The following is a 22,180-nucleotide window of genomic DNA, read 5'->3' as shown; positions in this document are numbered from 1 at the left end:
TGACCCGCCATCCGCGCCACAGGTTATTTAAAAAACGGGCTATGTATTGCTACATAGCCCGTGAAGGTTGCTGATCAGAATTGTTGTTCTGTCCGGCTGATAATGTCGTCCTGCACTTCTTTCGCCAGCACCACAAACTGCGCACTGTAACCGGCGACGCGCACGACCAGATCCTGATGTTGCTGAGGATTGTTCTGCGCTTCGATCAGCGTTTTGCGGTCGATGACATTGAACTGGACATGCATCCCTTTCTTATCAAAGTAGTTACGCACCAGACCGCTGAAATGACGCAGCCCCTGTTCTCCGGCCAGTGAAGACGGCAGGAATTTCTGGTTGTAGAGTGTGCCGTTGGAGGCAATAAAGTGATCGAGTTTGGCCACCGAGTTAGCTGCCGCCGTTGGCCCCTGCGTATCCTTGCCCTGACGCGGCGATACCCCGTCGGCCAGCGGTTCTTTCGCCATGCGACCGTCCGGCAGTGCAGCCACGTCTTTACCAAACAGCACGTTGGCCGATACCGGATAGATCCCGGCCTGGAACTGACCGCCGCGCGGGTTGGTGTATTTTTCGACTTCCTGGCAGTAAATCAGCGCGCACTGACGCGCCACCAGATCCACTTCGTCGATGTCATTACCAAAGCACGGTGAGTTTTCCAGAATGTGGCGAATCTCTTCGAAACGGGAGTTATTCCCTGCCGGAGCCGCAGAGTTACCGCTGGCCAGCTGACGGTACACTTCATTTTTGATGGCGGCCGGATCCAGAGAACCATGCTGTTCGATGATGCGTTTCACCATCTCATGAATTTCCTGTTCTCCCAGCGATGACTTGCCGCCTGCCGCGTGAGGTGCGCTGCCAATGGCATGACCGAAGTTGGCGTCCAGCGCGCTTTTCAGTTCAGTGAGAGACAGTTTGCGATCTTCAAACACTTGTTTCTGGATGGCGTAAACGGAATCCCCGGTGTCAGCAATACCAAAGGCCTGCGGGCCAGTGAAGTTGTAGATCGCGCCGCCTTCCTGTAACGATTTACCGCGACCGATACAGTCATCCACCAGCGCGGAAAGGAACGGTAATGGGCAACGTTCGCCGTGGGCGATATCGACACTGTTACAGGCTTCCACCAGCTGATGAACAAAATGCGCCATCTGTTTTTTGAAGGCCGCAAAGAAATCATCAATGCTGGCGTATCCGGTCATTTCGCCGGTCACCGGCCCTAACTGTTTGTTGCCCGCGCGGCCATTGTTAAGGGTGATTTCCAGCACTTTCGCCACGTTGAAGAAAGCAGCATCGTGCCAGCCTTCCGTACGGTGCGGGGCCTGAGGTTCCACGCAGCCGATGATGCAGTAATCACGGGCGTCGTGCAGCGAGACGCCACGGTTTTGCAACGCCGGAATAATCACTTCGTCGTTGTACATCGCCGGAACGCCCAGCCCCATACGCACCAGTTCACAGGCGCGGAACAGGAATTCATCCGGTGTGCCCTGCCAGACGCGGATGGAGAATGACGGCTGCGGCAGGCGCACATGCGCGGTGGCTTCCATGCACATATAGGTCAGCGGGTTGGTGGCATCGCGGCCATCTTCGGTCTGACCGCCGACGCACAGGTTCTGGAACACCGCGTAACCGGCAAACGCCTGCGCGGAGATTTCATCGCGGGTTTTGTTGATGTCGTTAAGCTTGATCCAGCAGCAGTCCACCAGTTCCTGAGCAAACTCCTGAGAAATGCCGGTATCGGCGGCCAGATACGGATACATGTACTGGTCGAAACGTCCCGGTGAAATAGAGTGACCGCTGGATTCAATCTGCAACATGCTTTGCAGGAACCAGAAGGTCTGACAGGCTTCCCAGAAGGTGCTGGCACCGTTTTCCGGCACACGGTGACAGTTTTGGGCAATCTGTTCCAGCTCGCGTTTACGCACCGGATTGCTTTCCAGCTGCGCCAGCCGCGTGGCTTCCTGCGCGTAGCGGTGGGCAAAGTTGATGGCCGCCTGGTAGCTGATAATCACGGCGTTATAGAATTGCTCTTTTTTAATATATCCCGGCTCTGAACGATCCAGATTGTCCAGTTCGTGCGTCACCAGATTAATAATGCCGCGAAAACCGATTTTCAGGATTTTGCCGTAATCCACACTGACATGCCCGACACCGCCATAGAAATAGTTGCCGACGGTAAACACGCCGCTGGCCATACTTTCTTTGGTGCCTTCTGACATATAAGACGCCGCCAGCGAACTGGTGGTTTTACCCGGCCAGTATTTAAACGCTTCGTGCAGATCGTCAGCGGTTTTTTTTGCGATAATAAACGGGTCCGCCACCCGGTGTTCCATGGTATTAAATTCTTTTTCGACCCAGTCGTAAGAGAATTCAGGGCATATTTCGGTGGAACGCGGATTAATGGTCACGGCACCGACAATCAGTTCATCAGGACGAATGGTGACCGGCAGCTCATTAAATATTTTTTCGACTACGCGCGCCCGGCGCATAATAGCAGGCAGTTGTTCGTTTTCTTTATAAGCCTGCGTCGCTAATACTGCGCGCTCAGATTCCACATAAGGTTTCGCATGCAGGATCATATTTTTGAGTCTTACAACACGTTCGGTCGGATTAGAAAAGCCTTTCTCTAACATAGAATAACTCCCGAAATTTATGATTTCACCTTGCGGCAGTAATCGTTTTATCTGCGGATAATCAGAAAGCGCTATTATTATTGTCGTCTTCTATTATTCGCATGGCTTCATTCACGGCGGCAACTTCGCCAAATATGGCCAGCGTCGTGATATGTTGCGGACAACTGCCGAATATTTCCGAGACCACCACATTGGCACTTTTACTGGCGGCATCGGCATAGAAATACAGATCCGGCACCGGTAACATAATCATGCCAATGGCATCGATACGGATAAGATCAAGCCGTGAACGGAATTCCCCGGGCATCCTGCGTTTTATCATTGCCACGATGTCCGGCGTTGGTGCGTTAATGATGCGTTTTTTCATCGCCGCCCCTTATCTGACGTTAAGGGCCTCGACCATCACGCAGCGACGGATTCTGGCGAATGAACGCGCCGACGTCAGCCCTTCTCCGGTCGGTCCGGCGATGGTGAACGTGGCATGCCCTTCGCCGCCGACACCCAGTCCGGCATAGGAAGGCCCGTTTTTCACGAAAATCGTGGTCTGGATCTGGCGCGCCATCTTGGTGAGTTTTTCGACATTGGTGGAATGCATGATGGCGGTATGCCGGTTGCCATGCTCGACCTGCACCGCCAGCTCAATGGCTTCATCCACGTTATCGACCCGGACGACCGGCAGCACCGGCATCATCAGTTCATGCACCACAAACGGATGATTTTTCTCGGTTTCCACCAGGATCACTTTGGTGTCATCCGGCGCACTGATACCCAGTTGTTGCAGGATGTAGCGCGCGTCTTTGCCGACAAACGCCGTGTCCGGCCCGCTGCCTTTTTCGTTCAGTATCAGCGATTCCAGCTGGCGAAGAAGGGCTTTGTCACACAGCAGATAACCGCCGCTTTTCTTCATGCAATGGATCAGATAATCCGCCACCTGATTGACGACGATCACTTCTTTTTCCGCCACACACGGCAGGTTGTTATCGAAACTGCATCCGCGAATGATGTCGCGGGCGGCCTTTTCGATATCAGCGGTTTCGTCCACCACCGCAGGCGGATTGCCCGCCCCCGCGCCAATGGCTTTTTTGCCGGAGGACATCACCGTTTTCACAATCGCCGGACCGCCGGTCGCCACCAGCATATTGATGCGCGGGTCATTAATCAGGGCACTGGTGTTGTCGATGGAAGGCTGAGTCACCGTGACGACCAGATTGGCCGGTGCGCCCAGGCTGGCAAGCTTTTGGTTGATCAGTTCCACGCAATATAAAGAGACCTTGCGTGAGCGCGGATGCGGGCTGAACACCACGGAATTTCCCGCCGCCAGCATACCGATGCTGTTGTTAATGATGGTTTCCGTCGGATTGGTGGTCGGCGTAATCGAGCCAATCACGCCGTAAGCTGAAAACTCGGTCAGCGTCAGGCCACTGTCGCCGCTCAGCGCACCGGTGATCAGATCTTCCAGCCCCGGTGTTTTCTGCGCCGCCACGCGGTTTTTAGTCAGCTTGTCGGCATAATTGCCCATGCCGGTTTCTTCCACCGCCATGCGGGAAATATCCTCTAATACACTGTTCTGTAAGAAAACTTCTCGGATGCCCTGAACAAAGGCCGCCCGATCCTGCATGGAACAGTGGCGATACTGCACCTGCGCCAGCACCGCGGCAGCGATCGCCTCGTCCATCGAGGCAAATGCACCGTTACCCGCGTCACAGGCCGGAGACTGCACCGCGATGGCCGGGGTCTGACGGGGCGTCTGTGCCAGCGCCCTGGCGACAATGGCGTCGAGAGAAACGCTGAGCGGCCCCTGAGGTTCCACCGGTACAGGCTGCGGCGCGTTTCCGGCAACAGGCTGCGGTGTGGTTTTGCTAAACCGGCTCAGCACGTTGGAGACCGCCTGAGCAATTTCAATATCATTCATGCTGTTAATTCCTTACTTCACATCGCTTCGCAAGGTTAACCATCAAATATAAGGTTTGGTGGTGGAGCTGATGGGTGCCGGATCCAGCGTGGCAAGCAGTTGCAGCCCCACTTCACGCGCCGCGATCACCGCCTGACGCACCGCACCGGAATCACCGGCAAAGGTGAAAATAACTTCGTTACTGAAGCTGGTGCCTTTCGACGGACTGGCGTACCCCACCGGCTCGATCACTGCCGATTTCGCCGCCACATCGGCAATCACCACGCCGATAGCTGCGGGGGAGGCGCAGGTCATGCCGAAGGCTTTACCGACCGGCGCACCGAAGGCTTTATTCAGCGCAAAGCTGGCGCGGGCGGTGTACTGGAATTCAAGATGCCCGGCCGGGGAGCCGTAAACATCGCCCATGGTGCGTTCAATTTCAGACAGCGCCACTTCAATGGCACGGCGGACGTCGGACACATCAGAAGCACCGAAAATAATTAAACATCCGTGTCCGCCGCCGCCTTCCGTATCACGCGCCAGTTCCACCGATAATATTTCGCTGTTGGTGGCTTTCACCGCTTCATCGGCCGCAAATATATGCGGACCCGCACCGGTGCGCGCCCCAAGAATACCGATAGAGCGATATTTCTTGTCGATATTCATGACGTCATGTAATTGATGATCGACATTGGCAATAACCAGACCAATAGTATGTCCGAGGGCGGTGCCGACAAATTCGGTTAAACCACAACCGGTAATACTGGCGGCTTTTTTATCCCTGGCATGTTCACCGGTCTGCTTATTCACTACTTCAGATATAATCTGCTCAACAAGATTATCTCTCATGGTCAGTATCCTCCGGGTTTATTGACCGACCGTTATTAGCCGACGGCTTTTGGCAGAATTTTTTCCACTTCGATATGCGGACGCGGAATAACATGCACAGACACCAGTTCGCCGACTTTCAGCGCGGCAGCAGACCCGGCATCCGTGGCGGCCTTTACCGCGCCAACGTCGCCGCGCACCATAACGGTGACCAGCCCGGACCCAATTTTTTCATAACCCACCAGCGTGACATTGGCGGATTTCACCATGGTATCTGCGGCTTCAATTGCAGAAACCAGACCTTTTGTTTCAACCATACCTAACGCTTCTTGTTGCATAACGACCTCTGATAGTGAGTAGGGGAAGACAATTAACGCACGATGATAATAAGAGCCTCAGGACAAAATGTTTTGCCCGTCAGCCGGACTTTCTTGTTATTCCGCACGGCTTACGGACAATAAAATCTCTCTGTTTTCTGGTTCATTCTTCATGCACCATCTGCGCGGTACCTGTCGCCAGCGCATCCAGCGCAATCATTTTTTCTTCATTGGTCGGGATCACCATCACACGCGGTGAACCGGGGCGGGAAATCACCCCCGCACGACCGCCGCAGGTGCGCTGATTTTTCTGCGCATCCAGCGTCAGCCCCAGCACGCCAAGGCGTGCCAGCGTCAGTTCGCGCACCAGCGCAGAATTCTCGCCGATGCCGCCGGTGAAAATCAGGGCATCCAGACGTTTCAGCGAGGTCAGATGCCCTCCCAGATGGCGCGCCAGCCGGTGTACCATCACATCAATCGCCAGCGTCGCCCGCGCATCACCCTGACTGCGTGCCTCCTGAAGCGTGCGGCAGTCGCTGGACGTGCCTGATATGCCGAGCAGCCCGGCCTGACTATTCATCATTTTGTACATCGCATCGAGACTCTGGCCGGTGCAGGCCGCGATGTGTGCCGCCGCACCGAAATCCAGATCGCCACAGCGCGTGCCCATCACCAGCCCTTCCAGCGGCGTCATGCCCATCGAGGTATCCACGCTGCGTCCGTTTTGTACCGCACACACCGAAGAACCGTTGCCAAGGTGGGCGATCAGGATGCCGTGATCGTCCGGGTCGAGACCGAGCAAGGTCACCGCTTCACCCGCTATATAGCGGTGCGAGGTGCCGTGAAAACCGTAACGCCGCACCTGATAACGCTGCTGGTATTCCAGCGGGATCGCGTAGGTGTACGCCGCCGCAGGCAGCGTCTGATGGAAAGCGGTATCGAACACGGCGACCTGCGGCACCTGCGGTAACAGGGCAATGGCCGCATCGATGCCGGTCAGATTGGCCGGGTTATGCAGCGGTGCCAGCGCCGACAGCGCGCGGATTTTCTCAGTCACTTCAGGTGTCAGCCGCACCGATTGCGTAAACTCGCTGCCGCCGTGAGCGACACGGTGACCGATGGCCTGCACCGCAGGCAGCCACTGGCGCTCCGCCAGTTCCCTGAACAGCACTTTCAGCGCACAGACATGGCTGGCCTCACTCAGCGCCACCGTGGTTTTCTGCCCGTGGTTGTCTTTCAACGTCATGCTGGCGTTATCCAGCCCTAACCTTTCGGCCAGACCCGACAGCACCGGCGCGCCGGTATCAGAAGGAACCAGCGAGAATTTCAGCGAGGAGGATCCGCAGTTAATCACCAAAACCAAAGAACCGAAGGACATGTTGACCCCTGTTAATTATTGCCTGTTGTGAGTACGAAACGGGCGGCGCTGAAACGGCTCAGTGTGTTGCGCGCCACGGTCAGATCCTGTTCCACGGTGCCGCCGCTGAGGCCAATCCCGCCAAGTAACACGCCCTGCGACCAGCAAGGCAAACCACCGCCGATGCAGCAAATGCCGTCCTGATGTTGCAGGCCGTAAAGCGCGGCACCGGGCTGGATCAGCGCCGCGAGCCGGTGAGTCGGCATTTTCAGCGCCACGGCGGTGCGCGCCTTTTGCGGTGCCAACTGATGGCTGATCAGCAACGCATTTTCCATACTGAAGTAGTAACGCTGATGCCCGCTGGCATCGGCCAGGCTGAACACCATGGGTACACCGATAGCCTGCGCTTCTGCGGCGGCAAACCCTGCCAGCAGGGCGCAGTCGTCGAGACTCAGCGCAGGGTGTTGCCCGCTTTGCTGACGGGAAATCGCCGCGCAAATCCAGCCGTCGAGAGGGTCATTCATAGCGGCTCCTTATGAGAGATCCTGCGGATCGACAATGCCGACCACGGCCGCATCAATCACCGAATGTTCTTTGCTGTTGCTCATGCGCGCTGAACTGCCGGTGGAAATAATGACGATGTCGCCATTTCCTGCGCCGACAAAGTCCACCGCCACCTGCGCGCTGCCGGTGGGCTGATAATTTTCATCGAGACGTGCCACCATCAGTAACTTGGCCCCGTTTAATGAGACGTGTTTGGTGGTGGAGACCAGCGCACCCGTCACTTTTGCCAGATACATAACTCCTCCCGTTTCAGCGGATCACGGTGATGTGCTGCCGCCGGATTTCATCCTGCGCAGCTGGCGTGATCAGCGTGTTGCTGCCGATGCGTAATGTGTCGTTTGCCTGATACAGGCGGATATCCTTCAGGGTGATCAGCCGTTTCTGTCCGTGAGTGTCTTTGCGACCATCAACCCTGATGCCGTATTGCCCGAGGGCATCGATGTACGCCTTCAGCCGCGCCTGTAATGGCGGCGCAAAACCGCTTTCACTGAGATGCAGCAGTTCAGGGTTGAGGGTGACAATCACCGGCGTCTGGTTGCGTAAGGCGTGGAACACCTGCGTTGTCGCGAGGTTGTCGCGCAAACCCAGCGCGATTTTGCTCAGGCTGTTGGTGGACAGCGCCGGTAAATACAGGCTGTCATCGGCACCGGCGGGCAGCTCTGACGGCTCGGCCGCCGTGCACAATCCTGCAAGTTCTGGCAGTAACGCGGCTTTCAGACCGCTCTCACCGGCGCTGTGCGAAAAGGCGACCTGCAACGGATAACCGGCGCTGCTCAGCGCGCGCAGGCTTTGCAGCGTCATCGGCAACGTTGTCAGGTCACTGCCGGTGATCACCACGCGCACGGTTTTGCCTGCGTCATGGCGCGCCGTGCGTTGTCGTACCAGCAGATCGGCGATCGACTTATCAATCAGCCGCGACAGACGCTGATGTTCCGTGGTGTTCATGGGCGCGATCCGCTGCCGGTGCGGAACAGCAAATCGCCGTTGCGCAGGCCAAGGCCGTTGGCTTCTTCCACATCGATATGCAGTTCCGCCACCGCACCGGCGCTGACCCGCACCAGCACATGACTGAGAATGCCCGCGCGCTGCCCCTGCGCCTGCAAATCGATTTCCATGCCGTTGCGCAAACCGTGGCGTTCCGCGTCCTGCGGCGAAATATGGATATGCCGCCAGGCCACAATGGTTCCGTGCGGTTTACTGACCCGCCCTTGCGGCCCGACCAGCTCAATCCCCGGCGAGTTTTCCAGATCCCCCGACATCCTGACCGGCGCTTTTACGCCCAGCACAAAACTGTCGGCCACCGAAATTTCAATCTGCGTCGTGCTGCGCAGCGGGCCGAGCACCCGCACATTGGGGATATCGCCTTTCGGCGTGCGCAAGGTGACGGTCTCTTCGGCGGCAAACTGGCCGGGCTGTTTTACCGCTTTCAGGTGAGTCAGTGTCGAGCCGTAACCGAACAGGGCGTCCATATCTTCGCGGCACAAATGCACATGGCGGTTGGAGATGCCGACCGGCACGGCGAACGCAGGTGCGCGGTATTCGTCGCCTCCGGCGAGGCAGGAAAGCAGCCGCTCCACATCCGCCGCAGAAGGCTGGCAGGGATTAGTGACCGTGCAACCATCCGCCAGCGCGGCATCGGCCAGTGCCGGACGCAGGGCGTCAAATGCCGCCAGATCCGTACCGAGTTCTTTTAAGCTGCGGGGAATACCAAACTGCAGATTGAGCTGGCGGATTTTCTCTGCCAGCCGGGCGATCATCGGTTGCGGTTCCGCCGGTGCGATCCCCAGAATGGCGGCACACTGGCTGTAACGGCCGAGGGTGTCGGAAGCGGCGTGCGCGGCGTTGAATTCGATGATTAACGGCAGCAGCATGGCGTTAATTTTGCCGTGGGGAATGTGCAACATCCCGCCGATGGCGTGCGCCATACCATGCACCAGCCCCAGTCCTGCGGAGTTGAACGCCATGCCCGCCATGCAGGAGGCGTTGTGCATATGGGTGCGCGCCGCGACGTCTTTCTCATCGGCATAAACCTGGGGTAAATACTGCCAGGTCAGGGCAATGGCTTTTTCAGCCAGCGCATCGCTGAAATCATTCGCGCCCGTTGATACCCGTGCTTCGATGGCGTGGGTCAGGACGTCCATACCGGTATCGACCGCGATATGGCGCGGCACGCTCAGCACCAGTTGCGGGTCAAGAATGGCGGTATCCGGCACCAGCGCCTGCGACACCAGCGGGTATTTACGGCCGTTTTGCGGGTCGGAAATGATCGCGTAAGAGGTCACTTCCGAGCCGGAACCGCTGGTGGTGGGAATGGCGATCAGCTCGATGGCCTGTTGCTGATAATGGTCTTCCAGCGTGACCTTGATGCCTTTGGCCGCATCCAGCGACGAACCGCCGCCCAGCGCAATAATCACATCCGGCCTGAAGGTTTTAAACTGCGCCGCGCCCTCCTGCAAAATGTCGGTACCCGGATCCGGCCTGACCTTGCTGTACACCGATACCGTCGCCTGCGGCATGTGTTCCGTCAGGTACGCGGTCTTGCCGGACGTCACCATAAACTCATCCGTGACGATCGCGACTTTCTTATTATTCAGGCTGTTTAATGCAGTGATGGCCCCGTCGCCAAAATACACGCGCGGGCTGGAGAAAAAATAACTCGCCATGAGTACAACACCCTTACTCGTTTACCGACATGCGGCCGTAAAAAGATGCATTTAACCTATCATTCAGTGGCGTAAAGGCCGTTGCTCAGGGTTGTGCAGGTGGAGGACTTTTTTGCCCTGTTCTTTTCATCCCGGGCAAAAAAATGCAGGACGGTGAAAGCGATCAACGACGGGGAAGGAGAGAAAAAGCAGAAATGTTTTGCATCAAATTGATTCGTTTTGTTATGTTATCACATATCAAGTGAATCACAGCGACGGACAGGGTTAGGGAATGACAGAAGACAGGACGCAACATAACGGCCCCGTTCTCGCGGTGGAAAACCTCACTCTCCGTCTCGCCGGTACAGCACGCATCCGTAATCTGAGTTTCAGCCTCAACGCGGGCGAGCGCGTTTGTCTGCTCGGCGCTTCCGGCTCCGGTAAATCCCTGACCGCCAGAGCCATCACCGGTACGCCGCCGGCGGGGGCAGAACTCAGCGGCCATATCCGCGTCAATGGCGTGGAAGTGTGCGGCAAACATCCGGTTTCACGCGGTGCAGCCAGCCGCGTCGCGACGGTGTTTCAGGATACCTCCACGGCCCTCAATCCGCTGATGACACTGGGCAAACAGTTGCGTCTCGCCCTGCCCGCCGCCAGCGCACAAGATATTCACGCCATGCTGGATGCCGTCGGACTGGGGGATATTCCGCAGTTTGCTGCCCGTTATCCGGCGGAGCTTTCCGGCGGCCAGCGCCAGCGTCTGTGCGTGGCGCTGGCGATGCGCTCTTCTTCCCCGCTGTTGCTCGCTGACGAACCGACCACCGCGCTCGACGTGATTACGCAGCAACAGGTTTTACAGGTGATGCGCGATGCCTGCGCCGGTCCGCAACCGCCGCGTGCGCTGCTGTTTATCACCCATGATATTGCCGTCGCCGCGCAGTTATGCGAACGCGCGCTGGTGATGGAAAACGGCGTGCTGGTGGAATCTGCCCGCATGACGCAACTGCTCAGCCATCCGCAGCATCCCTATACCAAACGTCTGGTGCATGCCGCCCGGCAGTCTGCCTTAGTGCATCAGGATACTGCGTCATGGTGCGGGGTGGCGGTCTGATGGACGCGGCATTACATCTGGTCACGGAACCTTTTTTGCATCTGCACAATATCAGCCGCCGTATTGCCCTGCCGGGCGGGTTCTGGCACAGGCAACATAACGCGCTGTTTTCCGGGCTTTCGCTGCACATCGGCCGCCATGAACGCATCGGTCTGGTGGGGGCGTCCGGCTGCGGAAAATCCTCGTTGCTGAAAATATTACTGGCGCTGGATGCGCCGGACAGCGGTGAGGTGTATTGCGAAGGCCGTCTGATCCGCCCCGGTTCCGTGCGCGCCTTGCGCAACTACCGGCGGCGCGTGCAGTACATCGCGCAGGATCCGGCCGGTTCGCTGCCGCCCGGTCAGCGCGTGGGACACATCATTGCCGAACCGCTGAAACGGCTCGGATATACCGGCGATATCCGTCTGCGCGTGGCCGATGTGATGGCGCAGGTCAGCCTGAGCGACACGCTGACAGCACGCGCGGCAGGCGAACTTTCCGGCGGACAGGCGCAGCGGGTGGCTATCGCCCGCGCACTGGCGATCCGGCCGGATTTTCTGGTGGCGGACGAACCGGTCAGCGGGCTGGATTTGCCGCTGCGTGAACAGGTGAAACAGCTGCTGCAACAGGTGACGCACCAAAACGGCATGGGGCTGCTGATGGTCACGCACGATATTTCGATGGTCGCCGGATTGTGCGACCGCTTGCTGGTGATGCACGACGGTGAGATTGTGGAAGACCGCGCCACGCAGGCCGTGTTGCGTGCGCCGGACCATACTCATACGCGGCAGTTGCTGCAGGCCATTCCTCATTTACCTTTGACCGTTAACGGATAACCGGATGCTGACCCGTTTTATTGCGCGCCCTTCTGCGCCCAAACCGCCGCTGCTGCTCGCCAGCAGTCTGGTGTTTAACATTGGCTTTTATGCTGTTGTGCCGTTTCTGGCGATTTTTTTGCGCGACGATTTATTGCTTTCCGGCTGGGCGATCGGTCTGGTGCTCGGGCTGCGGACGTTTTCGCAACAGGGCATGTTTTTGCTCGGCGGTGCGCTGTCCGATCGTTACGGCGCGCGGGTCATCATTCTGCTGGGTTGTGTGGTGCGTATCGCCGGTTTTCTGCTGCTCGGTCTTTCCGACACGCTGGCACCGGTGATCCTCGGTGCCTGTCTGACCGGTATCGGTGGCGCGTTGTTTTCTCCGTCGATTGAAGCCCTGCTGGCACAGGCCGGAACGCACAGTGAAAAAGCCGGCAAGCGCAGCCGTGCGGAATGGTTTGCGCTGTCAGCGGTCTGCGCCGAACTGGGTGCGGTACTCGGGCCGCTGCTCGGTTCTTTGCTCTCCGGTTACGGCTTTCAGCCGGTGGCGCTGGCCGGTTCCGGCCTGTTTCTGATTGCGCTGCTGGTGCTGTTTTTCACCCTGCCCGCCTCGCCAAAACGCGCCGCTGAACTGAAAATTGTGCCCTGGTGGCAGACCTTCCGTCAGCCGCGCTTTGTGGCCTTTATCATCGCTTACAGCGCCTATCTGTTCAGTTATAACCAGCTGTATCTGGCGTTGCCGGTGGAACTGCGCCGGGCGGGCGGCAGCGAAAAAGATCTCGGGCCGCTGTTTGTGCTGGCCTCGGTTCTGGTGATCGTTCTGCAAATGCCACTGGCGCGATTTGCCCGCCGCATCGGAGCCGCGCGGATTTTACCTGCGGGCTTCGGCTTGCTGTCTTCGGCGTTTGTCGCCGTGGCGCTGTTCGCCTGGACGATTCCGCCGGAAGGCTGGCTGCGGCTGATGCCGTCAGTATTGCTGATCACCCTGCTGACGATAGGTCAGATGCTGATTGTGCCGGTCGGGATGGATCTGATCCCGCGTTTTGCCGGGGAGCATAATCTCGGCGCGCATTACGGGGCGCTCTCGTCAATGGGTGGCGTCGCGGTGCTGGCGGGCAACTTCCTGCTCGGCGGCCTGCTCGATAACGCCCTGACGCCCTCTCCCGATGCGGTCATTCCCTGGCTGGCGCTGGCCGCCGTTCCTTTTTTAAGTGCGCTGGCAATGTGGCGGATCTGCCGCCAGTTGCCTCCTCCTGTTATCTGACAAGGAATTTCTGATGCCCCTGAAACTGTTAAGCCCGCTGGCCGGGCTGCTTTCTGCTGCCCTTTTGCTGACCGGTTGCTTCAATGAAGCCGATAACGCCACCCCGAAAAGCGCCGACCCGCGTCTGCGGCTGGCGATGTTGCAGCCGCCACGTTCCGGCCTGACACCGCTCAGCGATGATGCCTTTAAGCTTTCGCGCTGGAGTACCGCCGAAACGCTGGTGGTGCTGGATAAACTCGGAGAAGCGCAACCGGCGCTGGCGACAGACTGGCAGCAAACCGGCGACAGAAGCTGGCGCTTTGCGTTGCGCCCGGACGTGACATTCCATGACGGCAGCGTGCTGGATGCCGCCACCGTGGTCAATGCCCTGACGGTGGCCGCGCACGCCACACCGAAACCACGCATTCTCGATGGCGTCCAGCTGACCGCTGTCGCCGACGGTGAACGGGCGGTGATCGTGACCACCGCGCAGCCGGATCCGTTGCTGCCGCAGCGTCTTTCCAGCCCGCAACTGGCGATTCTTTCGCAAAAAGCCTACCGCGACAACGGCGTGGTGGATCCGCGTCATGCCGGTTCCGGCCCGTTCGAACTGGTGCAGGTGAACGGCACCAGCAGCGCAAGGCTGGAGCGTTTCGACGGCTACTGGGGTGAAAAAGCCAAAGCCAGCGGTATCGATGTCAGTTTCGTGCCGGACGGCACCGCGCGCGGCGCGGCATTGCGCACCGGTTCGGCGGATATTGTCGAGGCAATCCCCGTCTCTCAGGCACCGTTGCTGGATCAGACTTTAATTCATGAAGTGCCGATGCCACGCACCAACACCTTGTACCTCAATACGCGTCTCGGTGTGATGCGGGATCCGGCGCTGCGTGCCGCCGTTCGCGATGCCATCAACCGTCAGCAACTGGTGGATAACGTCTACGAAAAACGGGCGGATGTGGCACAGGGACTGCTTGGCCCTGCGCTGCCCTGGGCGGCAGAACTGCGCCAGCCGGTGAGTCATCCGCTTGCCGCCGCTAAACCCGCCGGTGAAACCATTACGCTGGCCACCTTCAGCGATCGCGCTGAATTGCCGGAAGTGGCGGTGTATCTGGCGCAGCAACTGACAGCCGCCGGATTTAGCGTGAAACAGGTGGTGCGTGAGTACTCGCAAATCGAAACGGACGCGCTGGCGGGCAAGTTTGATGCCTTTATTTTATCGCGCGCCACGGTGCTGGATTCCGGTGATCCGGTGGCCTACATGTACAGCGATTTTGCCTGCAAAGGCTCGTTTAACATCGCGCAGCTTTGCCGCCCGGATATCGATCAGGCGCTGCAACAGGCGTCCGCGATCCCGGCGGGTGCGGAGCGTCGTCAGGCCATTATGCACGCGGAAAACCTGATCCTCGCCACCGACGCCGCGATCCCGATGCTGCATGAGCGTGTTATTCAGGGCGAAGCGGCAGACCTGCGTGACGCCGTGCGCGACCCGCGTGAACGCACCTTAATCAACGCCGCAACACAACGTGTGGTTCAGGCTGACTGATGAGTGAGTCTCTTTACTGCCGCACCTGCGCGGGCGTCAGCCGTCTGCGTACCGGCCAGCACCGGGGCGCGTGGCTGCCGCTGATTTCGCGGCTGCTGACACTGGCCGCCATTGTCATGCTGATCGGCCTGCTGCCGTGGCTGTCCGGCAGTGATCCGGCGCTGACCTTGTTGCGCGCCCGCTCCGCAGATCAGGAAGCCACGGCAGAAACCCTGAATGCCATCCGCCTGTCGCTCGGACTGGATCAGGGACCGTGGCACGCGCTGGTTCACTGGCTGGGCGGATTACTGCAGGGCGATGCCGGTGTGTCCTGGGTATCCGGTCTGCCGGTGTTGCCGGGCATGTTGCGGGCGGCCGGGGTTTCCCTGACGCTGATGGCCTCGTCGCTGCTGGTCGCTTTCATCCTCGCGATGCTGCTGTGCGCGGGTACGATGATCCGGGGTTTGCAGGGCGGCACGCCGCGTCCGGCGGGGTTTCTGGCAGCGCTGCTGACTGCGCTGCCGGAGTTTTTGCTGGCCTCCGTGTTGCTGATTACGGGCGCGGTCTGGCTGCAATACTTTCCGCCGTATGGCTGGCTGGGCTGGCATTACGCCGTGCTGCCTTCGCTGGCGCTGGGGATCCCGGCGGGAGGATATCTGGGACGGCTGTATTCCGATGCCCTCAGCGGCGCATTTAATGAGAGCTGGCTGACCACCTGGAGCGTGCTGGGGATTTCGCGTCGCCATACCGCCCTGGCGGTTATCCGCCGCGCCTTGCCGGGCGTGATGCCGTTAACCGGCCTGGTGCTGGTGTCCCTGACCGGCGGCGCTGTTGCGGTGGAAAAGGTATTCGCCATTCCCGGCCTCGGGCGTGCCACACTCGGCGCGGCGGCGGCGGGAGATTTACCGGCCTTACAGACCGGCGTGCTGATCCTGCTGTTGCTGGCTTCCGCTATGGGCATGATGACCGGTGCCGTCCGGCGTGTATTACTCGGTCGCGCCCTGACACTGGGCGCATTGCCGGTGCCGCAACCGGTCAGCGCCGCAAACACGTCGCGGCCGTGGATCCCGCTGTTATGCCTTGCCCTGCTGATCATCATGGTACTCGCCGGAATATGGCGTGACCCGCTGACCTCTGGCGCATTACGTTTGCAGCCGCCCTCCTTCGCCCTGCCTTTTGGTGCTGATGCCATGGGGCGTGACCTGCTGGCTCGGGTGGCGCAGGGCACGCTTAATACCTGTTTACAGGCGCTGGCCGTTTCGCTGATGTGTCTGATGGCGGGCGTATCCGCCGGTGCGTTTCCCCGCATCATGGCCGGTCCCATTGAGACCACCAATGCCCTGCCACCGGTGATTGCCGGGCTGGTGGTTGCCGCCGTCAATGGCCCGACGGCGACCGGTGCCATCATCGCTGTGACCGCCGTCAGCTGGGCACCCCTTGCCACGCATACCGCCGCGCTGGTGGCCGAAATCCGCGCCAGACCCTACATGAAAATGCTGCCGGTGGTGGGTGTTGGCGCGTTGCGCCGTAATCTGTTTTATGTGCTTCCGGCGCTGGCCGGGCCGTTAATCCGCCATACTTTGTTGCGGCTGCCGGGTATCGCGCTGGCGCTGGCGTCGTTGGGTTTTCTCGGGCTTGGCGCACCGCCGCCCGAACCGGAGTGGGGCCGCGTGCTGGCGGAAGGCATGCCGTATATCGAACGCGCGCCGTGGAGCGTGCTTGCCCCGGCCGGTGCGCTGGCGTTGCTGTCCGTGATGGCGGTGACCGCAGGCAGTTTTCGCGTTAAGCTGTCGCCTCGCTTTTTTAACAGGACGATAGCAAATGGATCCGCGTAAACCGCTGGACGGATTCGCCAGCAGCGTGATGATTGGGTTATGTATTATCTGGGGTGTGCAGCAGGTGGCGATCAAAAGCGCCGCTGCGGATATCGCGCCGCTGTTGCAGGTGGCATTGCGCTCAGGGCTGGCGGGTTTTGCCGTGATGGTGCTGATGCTGATACGTCAGCGGAAAATCCCCTTCAGTGCAGCCACCCTGCTGCCCGGATTGCTGGTTGGCTTGCTGTTTTCCGTCGAGTTTATGTTTGTCGCCGAAGGATTGCGGTTCACCACCGCCGCGCACATGGCGGTGTTTCTGTATACCGCCCCCCTCTTTGCGGCGCTCGGGTTGCATTTTCTGGTGCCGGAAGAACGTCTCAGCGCCCTGCAATGGTCCGGCGTGGGCGTGACGTTTATCGGCGTCATCGTCGCCTTTATGTTTGGCGGTCACAACGGCGCGGTTCCGCAGGCCAGCAATATGCTGCTCGGCGACTTCTTCGGTCTGCTGGCGGGCGCTTTCTGGGGCATGACCACGATTGTGGTTCGCCGCAGCGCATTATCGTCGGGTAGCGCCACCATGACATTGTTCTATCAGCTGGCAGGCGCGTTTGTCCTGCTCGGCGCAATGGCCCTGCTGACCGGCCAGACGCAATTGCGCTTCACCCCGGTTTCAGTCAGCAGCATGCTGTTCCAGACGGTGATTGTGACGTTCGCCAGCTATCTCGCCTGGTTCAGCCTGCTACGTCGCTATCAGGCATCGCGTCTGGGCATTCTCTCGTTTATGACGCCGGTATTCGGCATCATCGCCGGTGTGGTGTTGCTGCATGAACCGCTGAAAGGGAATTTTATCCTCGGCGCCTTACTGATCCTGCTGGGGATTATGACGGTCAGCGCGGAAGGTCTGTTGCGCCAGTGGGTGGCAAAGCGGCGGCGGGCGGTGTAGGTTCAGGTCCTCCCGTAGCGGGAGGACGCTTTTCATGCGGCAAGAATATGCTGGATCCCCAGAAACATGGGCACGGCGCCAAAGGCATTGGCGGGCGCATCCAGTTGTACAAATCCGAGTCGTACATAGAAATTAACCGCCGCGGGCGTGGCATCCAGATAAACGCCTTTGACCGGTAACGCGGCATGAATAATTTTGATCTGCTCAAAAAACGCCAGCAGCAAATCCTGCCCGTAACCGCGGTTCTGAACTTTGGTCGCGACCCCCAGCATAATGAGCCGCACAACGCCGACTTCGAGAGGAAGAGAGCCACTTACCGCCCCGGCTAACTTCCCCCGCTCCAGCCAGTACGCTGAAAAAGTGCATACCCCGAAAAGCTCGCCGGTCTGTGCATCGATCAGGGCTTTGGCGGCACAGTTACCGTCCCGTACGCTTTTCTTTAGCGAATTGCGCACAAAGGCATTCAGCACCGGATTCCCGCAGTCAAAATGTTTGTTGCCGGGATAAGTGATGTCCGCCTGATAGCGACACACCATCACGCCGGTGGCTTTACTCTGCAGATTGACCATCTTTCTTTCTCCGCATTAATCCCTGTAATGCCAGCGTCGGCGCAGCCGGTTCCGAGATAAGCTGATTGATTTGCTGCCAGCCTTGCGCCGTCAGTTCACGACGACGCTGATTATCCAGCACGCTTTCCGCACGTTCGATGGCGGCATTGAGGATAAACGCACTCAGATCCAGCCCGGCGGCCGCCGCCGCTTCACGCAGCATTTCCTTCAAATCCGGGCTGGTTTTTAATTCAACTCTCGCGCTTTTGATATTGCGGGCGTCAGAGGGAAAAACTTCAACTTTGGGCATCATGACCTCTCGATTAAGATACGGCTGTCAGCCGTACGCAATAATCTACGCCTGCTGCCCGCAGGGGTCAACACTGTACGGGTGATAACCGTACGGTGTTGACCGTTCCCTAACCCTCACAACATCACTTTCGCCGCCATTTCCCGGCTGTAATCGCGGCTGGCATCCACCAGCACGCGGGTGTAATCGTCGGTAATATCGCCGCGCAGCAGGGCATCGGTGTCCAGCGTTTCGAGGATTTTGCCGTATTTCATCACCGCCACGCGCTGGCAGAGATGGGCGATAACACCGAGATCGTGGGTGACCATCAGATAGGTCAGTCCTTCCTCTTTTTGCAGATCGAAAAGCAAATTGAGGATTTCCGCCTGCACGGAGACATCCAGCGCGGAGGTCGGTTCGTCGAGCAGTAACACGCGCGGTTTCAGGATCAGCGCCCGCGCAATGGCCACGCGCTGGCGCTGTCCGCCGGAAAGCTGATGCGGATAACGGCTGCGGAACGCCCGGTTCAGGCCGACTTTTTCCAGAATGGTGTTGATCCGCTGTTCGCGCTGGTCGATACGGTGAATTTGCAGCGGCTCTTCCAGAATATCGCCGATGGTATGGCGCGGATGCAGCGAGCCATACGGGTCCTGAAACACCATCTGCACCAGCCGGCAACGCTCGCGGCCAATGCGGTGCTCGAGCTGCTGACCCTCGATTTCCAGTTCGCCCTGCCAGTGGGTAAACAATCCCGCCAGGCATTTCAGCACCGTGGTTTTGCCTGAGCCGGATTCGCCCACCAGCCCGAAAATCTCGCCTTCACTCACGGCGATATTCACATCGGTCAGCACCTGGGTGGTTTTCGCTCCTTCACCAAACGTCAGGTTCAGGTTGCGCACGTCAATCATGGTTTTCTGTGGCATAGGTGCTCCTTAATCGGTCAGCCAGCTGGCCTGACGCTGCATCACCGGCAGCGGATAACGGCGGTTATCCATGTCCGGCAGCGCATTGAGCAGGCCGCGCGTGTACGGATGCTGTGCGTTATCCAGATCGGTGGCAGCGATAGATTCGACGATGCGTCCGGCGTACATCACCAGCACGCGGTCGCAGAAACTGCGCACCAGATTGATGTCGTGACTGATAAATATCAGCCCCAGACCGCGGGTTTTCACCAGATCGTCGAGCAGCGCCAGCACCTGTAAACGCACCGACACATCGAGCGCCGAGGTCGGCTCATCGGCGATCACCATTTCGGGGTCGGTGATCAGCATCATCGCAATCATGATGCGCTGCCCCTGCCCGCCGGAAATCTCGTGCGGATACAGGCCGTACACCCGTTCCGGGTCGCGGATACGCACCACATCGAGCATGTTCAGCACTTTGCTTTTGGCCTCGTGATAGGAGCATTTGTGGTGCGACCGCCACGCCTCGGCGATCTGATCCCCGACGCACAGCACCGGATTCAGCGAATATTTCGGGTCCTGCATAATCATCGAAATCCGCTTGCCACGCACCTGACGCATCTGTTTCGGGCTGGCGTGCAACAAATCGACGTCGGCGAACTGCATTTTGCTGGCGGTGATGCGTGCTTTCGACGGATGCAGATGCAGCAACGCGCGGCCCACGGTGGATTTACCCGATCCGGATTCACCGACTATCGCCAGTTTTTCGCGCCCGAGCTGGAAAGACACGCCGCGTACTGCCTGCGTGACCTGACGGCCATTCACAAAGCTGACGTGCAAATCCTGCACATCGAGTAACGCCGGAGCGTCAGTCATTACGGGGATCGAGGATGTCACGCAGGCCATCTCCTAAAAAGTTGAACGCCAGGCTGTTAATCAGGATCGCCAGACCGGGAATGGTTGCCACCCACCAGCACTCCATCATGTAAGTACGACCACTGGAAATCATCGCGCCCCACTCCGGATCCGGCGGCTGTGCGCCGAGGCCGAGGAAGCCCAGACCGGCAGCGGTCAGAATGATACCGGCCATGTTCATGGTGATTCGGATGATCACCGACGGCAGGCACAGCGGCACAATGTGACGCCATAAAACCCGCAGCGGACTCGCGCCCTGTAACCGCACCGCCGAGATAAAATCAGCCTGCCGCAGCGAGAGCGTTTCGGCACGCGCCAGACGCGCAATCGGCGGCCAGGCAGTGAGCGTAATGGCGATCACCACATGTTCCAGACCCGGCCCGAGCGCGGCGACAAACGCCAGCGCCAGTACCAGACTCGGGAAGGAGATGAAGATGTCGGTAACGCGCATCAGCACCATGTCCGTTTTGCCGCCGAAATACCCGGCCGTCACGCCGAGCAACAAGCCGAGCGGCCCGACGGTCACCGACACCAGCAAAACGATATACAAGGTGATGCGCGAGCCATACACCAGACGGCTGAAGATATCGCGGCCAAACTCGTCCGTGCCGAACCAGTGCGTGGCCGACGGCGGGCTGAGTGCGTTGTTTAAATCCTGCACCAGCGGGTGGAACGGCGCGATCCACGGCGCAAATATCGCCACGATCATCAGCACCAGAACAATCGCGCCACCAATGGCGGTCAGCGGATTACATGCCATCTGCCACAGAAAATGACCGACACGGCCCACCGCCCTTTTCACGCGCTGACGTTTTTCGTCGCCCGCGCTGAGCGTGACGGAATCGAGGGAAATCGTCATACTTTTGTCCTCGGGTCAAAGACCTGATACAGCAGGTCAGAGAGCAAATTCAGCACCACGAAAATCATGCCGACCACCAGCACACAGCCCATCACCGCATTCATGTCGCCCAGCATCAGGCTGCTGGTGAGATACGAACCAAAGCCCGGCCAGGAAAACACGGTTTCGATCAGCACCGCGCCTTCCAGCAACGAGCCATACGCCAGCGCCACCACAGTCAGCAACTGGACCAGAATGTTGCGGAACGCGTGATTCCACAGCACATGCCATTCGCTCAGCCCTTTGACGCGGGCTGTAATGATGAATTCCTGTGAAAGCTGCGCCAGCATAAAGCTGCGGGTCATACGGCTGATGTAGGCCAGCGAGTGAAAACCGAGCAGTGACGCAGGCAGGATCAGGTGATTGAGCGCGTTGCGGAACACTTCCCCGTTTCCGGCGATCAGCGCGTCAATCAGCATAAATCCGCTGTGGCGCGTGACCTGCCCGTCGAGACTGAAATCCACCCGACCGGCACCGCCGACCCAGCCGAGCCAGGCGTAAAACACCAGTAAACCCATCATGCCGACCCAGAATATCGGGGTGGAATACCCGGCCAGACTGATGATGCGCACCACGTAATCGGCGATGCTGTTGCGCTTTGCCGCCGCCAGCACGCCGAGCGGAATACCGACGCCCGCGCCGAGAATGATCGCCAGCGTCGCCAGTTCCATGGTGGCCGGGAAGACGCGCAAAATGTCCTGCGTCACCGGTTTACCGGTCAGCAGCGCATTGCCTAAATCGCCGTGCGCCAGCCCGTAAAGGTAGATGCCGAACTGCGTCCACAGCGGTTTATCAAAGCCAAGCTGGTGGTAAACCTGCTCATAGGTGCTGTGGTCGGCGTCCGGCCCGACAATCGCCAGCACCGGATCGACCGGCATCACACGCCCGATGAAAAACGTCAGCAGCAACAGGCCAAACAGGGTGATCGCCACCTGTACCAGCCTTTTGCCGATGCGCCCGGCCGGGAAGGACATCCGCGCC

Annotated in this window: 22 protein-coding genes; 6 read left to right on the top strand and 16 right to left on the bottom strand. The window is 59.0% G+C overall.

The window, feature by feature from the left end; translation table 11 throughout:
• Nucleotides 1-74: 74 nt before the first annotated feature.
• From grpM to EDF78_RS25905, 10 genes are all read right to left on the bottom strand, one after another.
• Nucleotides 75-2,621 carry a glycyl radical diol dehydratase GrpM gene (gene grpM / locus EDF78_RS02725; RefSeq protein WP_131693561.1) on the bottom strand — a complete coding sequence of 849 codons (2,547 nt, stop codon included), beginning with the start codon at nt 2,619-2,621 and terminating at the stop codon, nt 75-77.
• Nucleotides 2,622-2,682: 61 nt separating this feature from the next.
• Nucleotides 2,683-2,988, bottom strand: coding sequence for a BMC domain-containing protein (locus EDF78_RS02720; protein ID WP_112289093.1), 306 nt, complete (start codon nt 2,986-2,988; stop codon nt 2,683-2,685).
• A 9-nt stretch (nt 2,989-2,997) separates the two neighbouring features.
• On the bottom strand, nt 2,998-4,533 hold the full coding sequence (locus EDF78_RS02715; RefSeq protein WP_133822481.1) for an aldehyde dehydrogenase family protein: 1,536 nt from the start codon (nt 4,531-4,533) through the stop codon (nt 2,998-3,000).
• A 42-nt stretch (nt 4,534-4,575) separates the two neighbouring features.
• A complete protein-coding gene (gene pduB / locus EDF78_RS02710; protein ID WP_131693563.1) occupies nt 4,576-5,361 on the bottom strand; it encodes a propanediol utilization microcompartment protein PduB in 786 nt (261 codons plus the stop codon).
• Nucleotides 5,362-5,396: 35 nt separating this feature from the next.
• Complete coding sequence (gene grpH / locus EDF78_RS02705; protein WP_095925478.1) at nt 5,397-5,678, bottom strand: propanediol utilization system shell hexameric protein GrpH; 282 nt, start codon at nt 5,676-5,678, stop codon at nt 5,397-5,399.
• Nucleotides 5,679-5,820: 142 nt separating this feature from the next.
• A complete protein-coding gene (gene tdcD, locus EDF78_RS02700; RefSeq protein WP_133822480.1) occupies nt 5,821-7,035 on the bottom strand; it encodes a propionate kinase in 1,215 nt (404 codons plus the stop codon).
• Between the two features lie 11 nt (nt 7,036-7,046).
• On the bottom strand, nt 7,047-7,538 hold the full coding sequence (locus EDF78_RS02695) for a heme-binding protein (protein ID WP_095925476.1): 492 nt from the start codon (nt 7,536-7,538) through the stop codon (nt 7,047-7,049).
• 9 nt (nt 7,539-7,547) lie between these two features.
• A complete protein-coding gene (locus EDF78_RS02690) occupies nt 7,548-7,814 on the bottom strand; it encodes a EutN/CcmL family microcompartment protein (RefSeq protein ID WP_095925475.1) in 267 nt (88 codons plus the stop codon).
• Nucleotides 7,815-7,827: 13 nt separating this feature from the next.
• Nucleotides 7,828-8,523: a flavoprotein gene (locus tag EDF78_RS02685; protein WP_133822479.1), complete on the bottom strand. Its 696-nt coding sequence runs from the start codon at nt 8,521-8,523 to the stop codon at nt 7,828-7,830.
• On the bottom strand, nt 8,520-10,241 hold the full coding sequence (locus EDF78_RS25905) for an iron-containing alcohol dehydrogenase (protein ID WP_269812102.1): 1,722 nt from the start codon (nt 10,239-10,241) through the stop codon (nt 8,520-8,522). Before EDF78_RS25905 ends, EDF78_RS02685 begins: the two co-directional genes overlap by 4 nt.
• A gap of 271 nt (nt 10,242-10,512) precedes the next feature.
• Here EDF78_RS25905 and EDF78_RS02675 point away from each other — a divergent pair, with 271 nt between their 5' ends.
• From EDF78_RS02675 to EDF78_RS02650, 6 genes are read left to right on the top strand one after another with little or no spacing between them, the layout of a single operon-like run.
• A complete protein-coding gene (locus tag EDF78_RS02675; RefSeq protein WP_133822478.1) occupies nt 10,513-11,331 on the top strand; it encodes an ATP-binding cassette domain-containing protein in 819 nt (272 codons plus the stop codon).
• Nucleotides 11,331-12,146, top strand: coding sequence for a dipeptide/oligopeptide/nickel ABC transporter ATP-binding protein (locus tag EDF78_RS02670; protein ID WP_095925842.1), 816 nt, complete (start codon nt 11,331-11,333; stop codon nt 12,144-12,146). Before EDF78_RS02675 ends, EDF78_RS02670 begins: the two co-directional genes overlap by 1 nt.
• Before the next feature lie 4 nt (nt 12,147-12,150).
• A complete protein-coding gene (locus EDF78_RS02665) occupies nt 12,151-13,389 on the top strand; it encodes an MFS transporter (RefSeq protein WP_133822477.1) in 1,239 nt (412 codons plus the stop codon).
• Between the two features lie 13 nt (nt 13,390-13,402).
• The gene (locus EDF78_RS02660; RefSeq protein ID WP_133822476.1) at nt 13,403-14,911 is read left to right on the top strand and encodes an ABC transporter substrate-binding protein; all 1,509 of its coding nucleotides are present in this window, start codon (nt 13,403-13,405) and stop codon (nt 14,909-14,911) included.
• The gene (locus EDF78_RS02655) at nt 14,911-16,725 is read left to right on the top strand and encodes an ABC transporter permease subunit (RefSeq protein WP_133822475.1); all 1,815 of its coding nucleotides are present in this window, start codon (nt 14,911-14,913) and stop codon (nt 16,723-16,725) included. The genes EDF78_RS02660 and EDF78_RS02655 overlap by 1 nt, the downstream gene beginning before the upstream one ends.
• Entirely contained in the window at nt 16,712-17,647 is a 936-nt protein-coding gene (locus EDF78_RS02650) for a DMT family transporter (protein ID WP_133822474.1), read from the top strand. The genes EDF78_RS02655 and EDF78_RS02650 overlap by 14 nt, the downstream gene beginning before the upstream one ends.
• A gap of 32 nt (nt 17,648-17,679) precedes the next feature.
• Here EDF78_RS02650 and EDF78_RS02645 read toward each other — a convergent pair whose 3' ends face one another.
• From EDF78_RS02645 to EDF78_RS02620, 6 genes are all read right to left on the bottom strand, one after another.
• Nucleotides 17,680-18,216 carry a GNAT family N-acetyltransferase gene (locus EDF78_RS02645; protein ID WP_133822473.1) on the bottom strand — a complete coding sequence of 179 codons (537 nt, stop codon included), beginning with the start codon at nt 18,214-18,216 and terminating at the stop codon, nt 17,680-17,682.
• Entirely contained in the window at nt 18,197-18,505 is a 309-nt protein-coding gene (locus tag EDF78_RS02640; RefSeq protein ID WP_131693634.1) for a DUF1778 domain-containing protein, read from the bottom strand. The genes EDF78_RS02645 and EDF78_RS02640 overlap by 20 nt, the downstream gene beginning before the upstream one ends.
• Nucleotides 18,506-18,621: 116 nt before the next feature.
• Entirely contained in the window at nt 18,622-19,392 is a 771-nt protein-coding gene (locus tag EDF78_RS02635) for an ABC transporter ATP-binding protein (protein WP_133822560.1), read from the bottom strand.
• Between the two features lie 24 nt (nt 19,393-19,416).
• Nucleotides 19,417-20,283, bottom strand: coding sequence for an ABC transporter ATP-binding protein (locus EDF78_RS02630; RefSeq protein ID WP_095925840.1), 867 nt, complete (start codon nt 20,281-20,283; stop codon nt 19,417-19,419).
• Complete coding sequence (locus tag EDF78_RS02625) at nt 20,255-21,160, bottom strand: ABC transporter permease (RefSeq protein ID WP_095925468.1); 906 nt, start codon at nt 21,158-21,160, stop codon at nt 20,255-20,257. Before EDF78_RS02625 ends, EDF78_RS02630 begins: the two co-directional genes overlap by 29 nt.
• Complete coding sequence (locus EDF78_RS02620) at nt 21,157-22,173, bottom strand: ABC transporter permease (RefSeq protein WP_095925839.1); 1,017 nt, start codon at nt 22,171-22,173, stop codon at nt 21,157-21,159. Before EDF78_RS02620 ends, EDF78_RS02625 begins: the two co-directional genes overlap by 4 nt.
• Nucleotides 22,174-22,180: the final 7 nt, after the last annotated feature.

Origin of the sequence: Rahnella sp. BIGb0236 (genome assembly GCF_004364755.1) — a bacterium.
Classification (GTDB): Bacteria; Pseudomonadota; Gammaproteobacteria; order Enterobacterales; family Enterobacteriaceae; genus Rahnella; species Rahnella victoriana.
The sequence above is the reverse complement of the archived record's forward strand: the minus strand, read 5'-3'. Positions and strand labels throughout refer to the sequence as shown.

Bases quoted from the DNA above. Each gene is read 5' to 3' on its own strand.
- EDF78_RS02695 (WP_095925476.1), bottom strand. From the start codon at position 7,538: ATGAATGACCCTCTCGACGGCTGGATTTGCGCGGCGATTTCCCGTCAG.
- EDF78_RS02660 (WP_133822476.1), top strand. From the start codon at position 13,403: ATGCCCCTGAAACTGTTAAGCCCGCTGGCCGGGCTGCTTTCTGCTGCC.
- EDF78_RS02715 (WP_133822481.1), bottom strand. From the start codon at position 4,533: ATGAATGATATTGAAATTGCTCAGGCGGTCTCCAACGTGCTGAGCCGG.
- EDF78_RS02720 (WP_112289093.1), bottom strand. From the start codon at position 2,988: ATGAAAAAACGCATCATTAACGCACCAACGCCGGACATCGTGGCAATG.
- EDF78_RS02665 (WP_133822477.1), top strand. From the start codon at position 12,151: ATGCTGACCCGTTTTATTGCGCGCCCTTCTGCGCCCAAACCGCCGCTG.
- EDF78_RS02670 (WP_095925842.1), top strand. From the start codon at position 11,331: ATGGACGCGGCATTACATCTGGTCACGGAACCTTTTTTGCATCTGCAC.
- EDF78_RS02645 (WP_133822473.1), bottom strand. From the start codon at position 18,216: ATGGTCAATCTGCAGAGTAAAGCCACCGGCGTGATGGTGTGTCGCTAT.
- grpH (WP_095925478.1), bottom strand. From the start codon at position 5,678: ATGCAACAAGAAGCGTTAGGTATGGTTGAAACAAAAGGTCTGGTTTCT.
- pduB (WP_131693563.1), bottom strand. From the start codon at position 5,361: ATGAGAGATAATCTTGTTGAGCAGATTATATCTGAAGTAGTGAATAAG.
- EDF78_RS02635 (WP_133822560.1), bottom strand. From the start codon at position 19,392: ATGATTGACGTGCGCAACCTGAACCTGACGTTTGGTGAAGGAGCGAAA.
- EDF78_RS02625 (WP_095925468.1), bottom strand. From the start codon at position 21,160: ATGACGATTTCCCTCGATTCCGTCACGCTCAGCGCGGGCGACGAAAAA.
- EDF78_RS02640 (WP_131693634.1), bottom strand. From the start codon at position 18,505: ATGCCCAAAGTTGAAGTTTTTCCCTCTGACGCCCGCAATATCAAAAGC.
- EDF78_RS02685 (WP_133822479.1), bottom strand. From the start codon at position 8,523: ATGAACACCACGGAACATCAGCGTCTGTCGCGGCTGATTGATAAGTCG.
- EDF78_RS02690 (WP_095925475.1), bottom strand. From the start codon at position 7,814: ATGTATCTGGCAAAAGTGACGGGTGCGCTGGTCTCCACCACCAAACAC.
- tdcD (WP_133822480.1), bottom strand. From the start codon at position 7,035: ATGTCCTTCGGTTCTTTGGTTTTGGTGATTAACTGCGGATCCTCCTCG.
- EDF78_RS02655 (WP_133822475.1), top strand. From the start codon at position 14,911: ATGAGTGAGTCTCTTTACTGCCGCACCTGCGCGGGCGTCAGCCGTCTG.
- EDF78_RS02620 (WP_095925839.1), bottom strand. From the start codon at position 22,173: ATGTCCTTCCCGGCCGGGCGCATCGGCAAAAGGCTGGTACAGGTGGCG.
- EDF78_RS25905 (WP_269812102.1), bottom strand. From the start codon at position 10,241: ATGGCGAGTTATTTTTTCTCCAGCCCGCGCGTGTATTTTGGCGACGGG.
- grpM (WP_131693561.1), bottom strand. From the start codon at position 2,621: ATGTTAGAGAAAGGCTTTTCTAATCCGACCGAACGTGTTGTAAGACTC.
- EDF78_RS02650 (WP_133822474.1), top strand. From the start codon at position 16,712: ATGGATCCGCGTAAACCGCTGGACGGATTCGCCAGCAGCGTGATGATT.
- EDF78_RS02675 (WP_133822478.1), top strand. From the start codon at position 10,513: ATGACAGAAGACAGGACGCAACATAACGGCCCCGTTCTCGCGGTGGAA.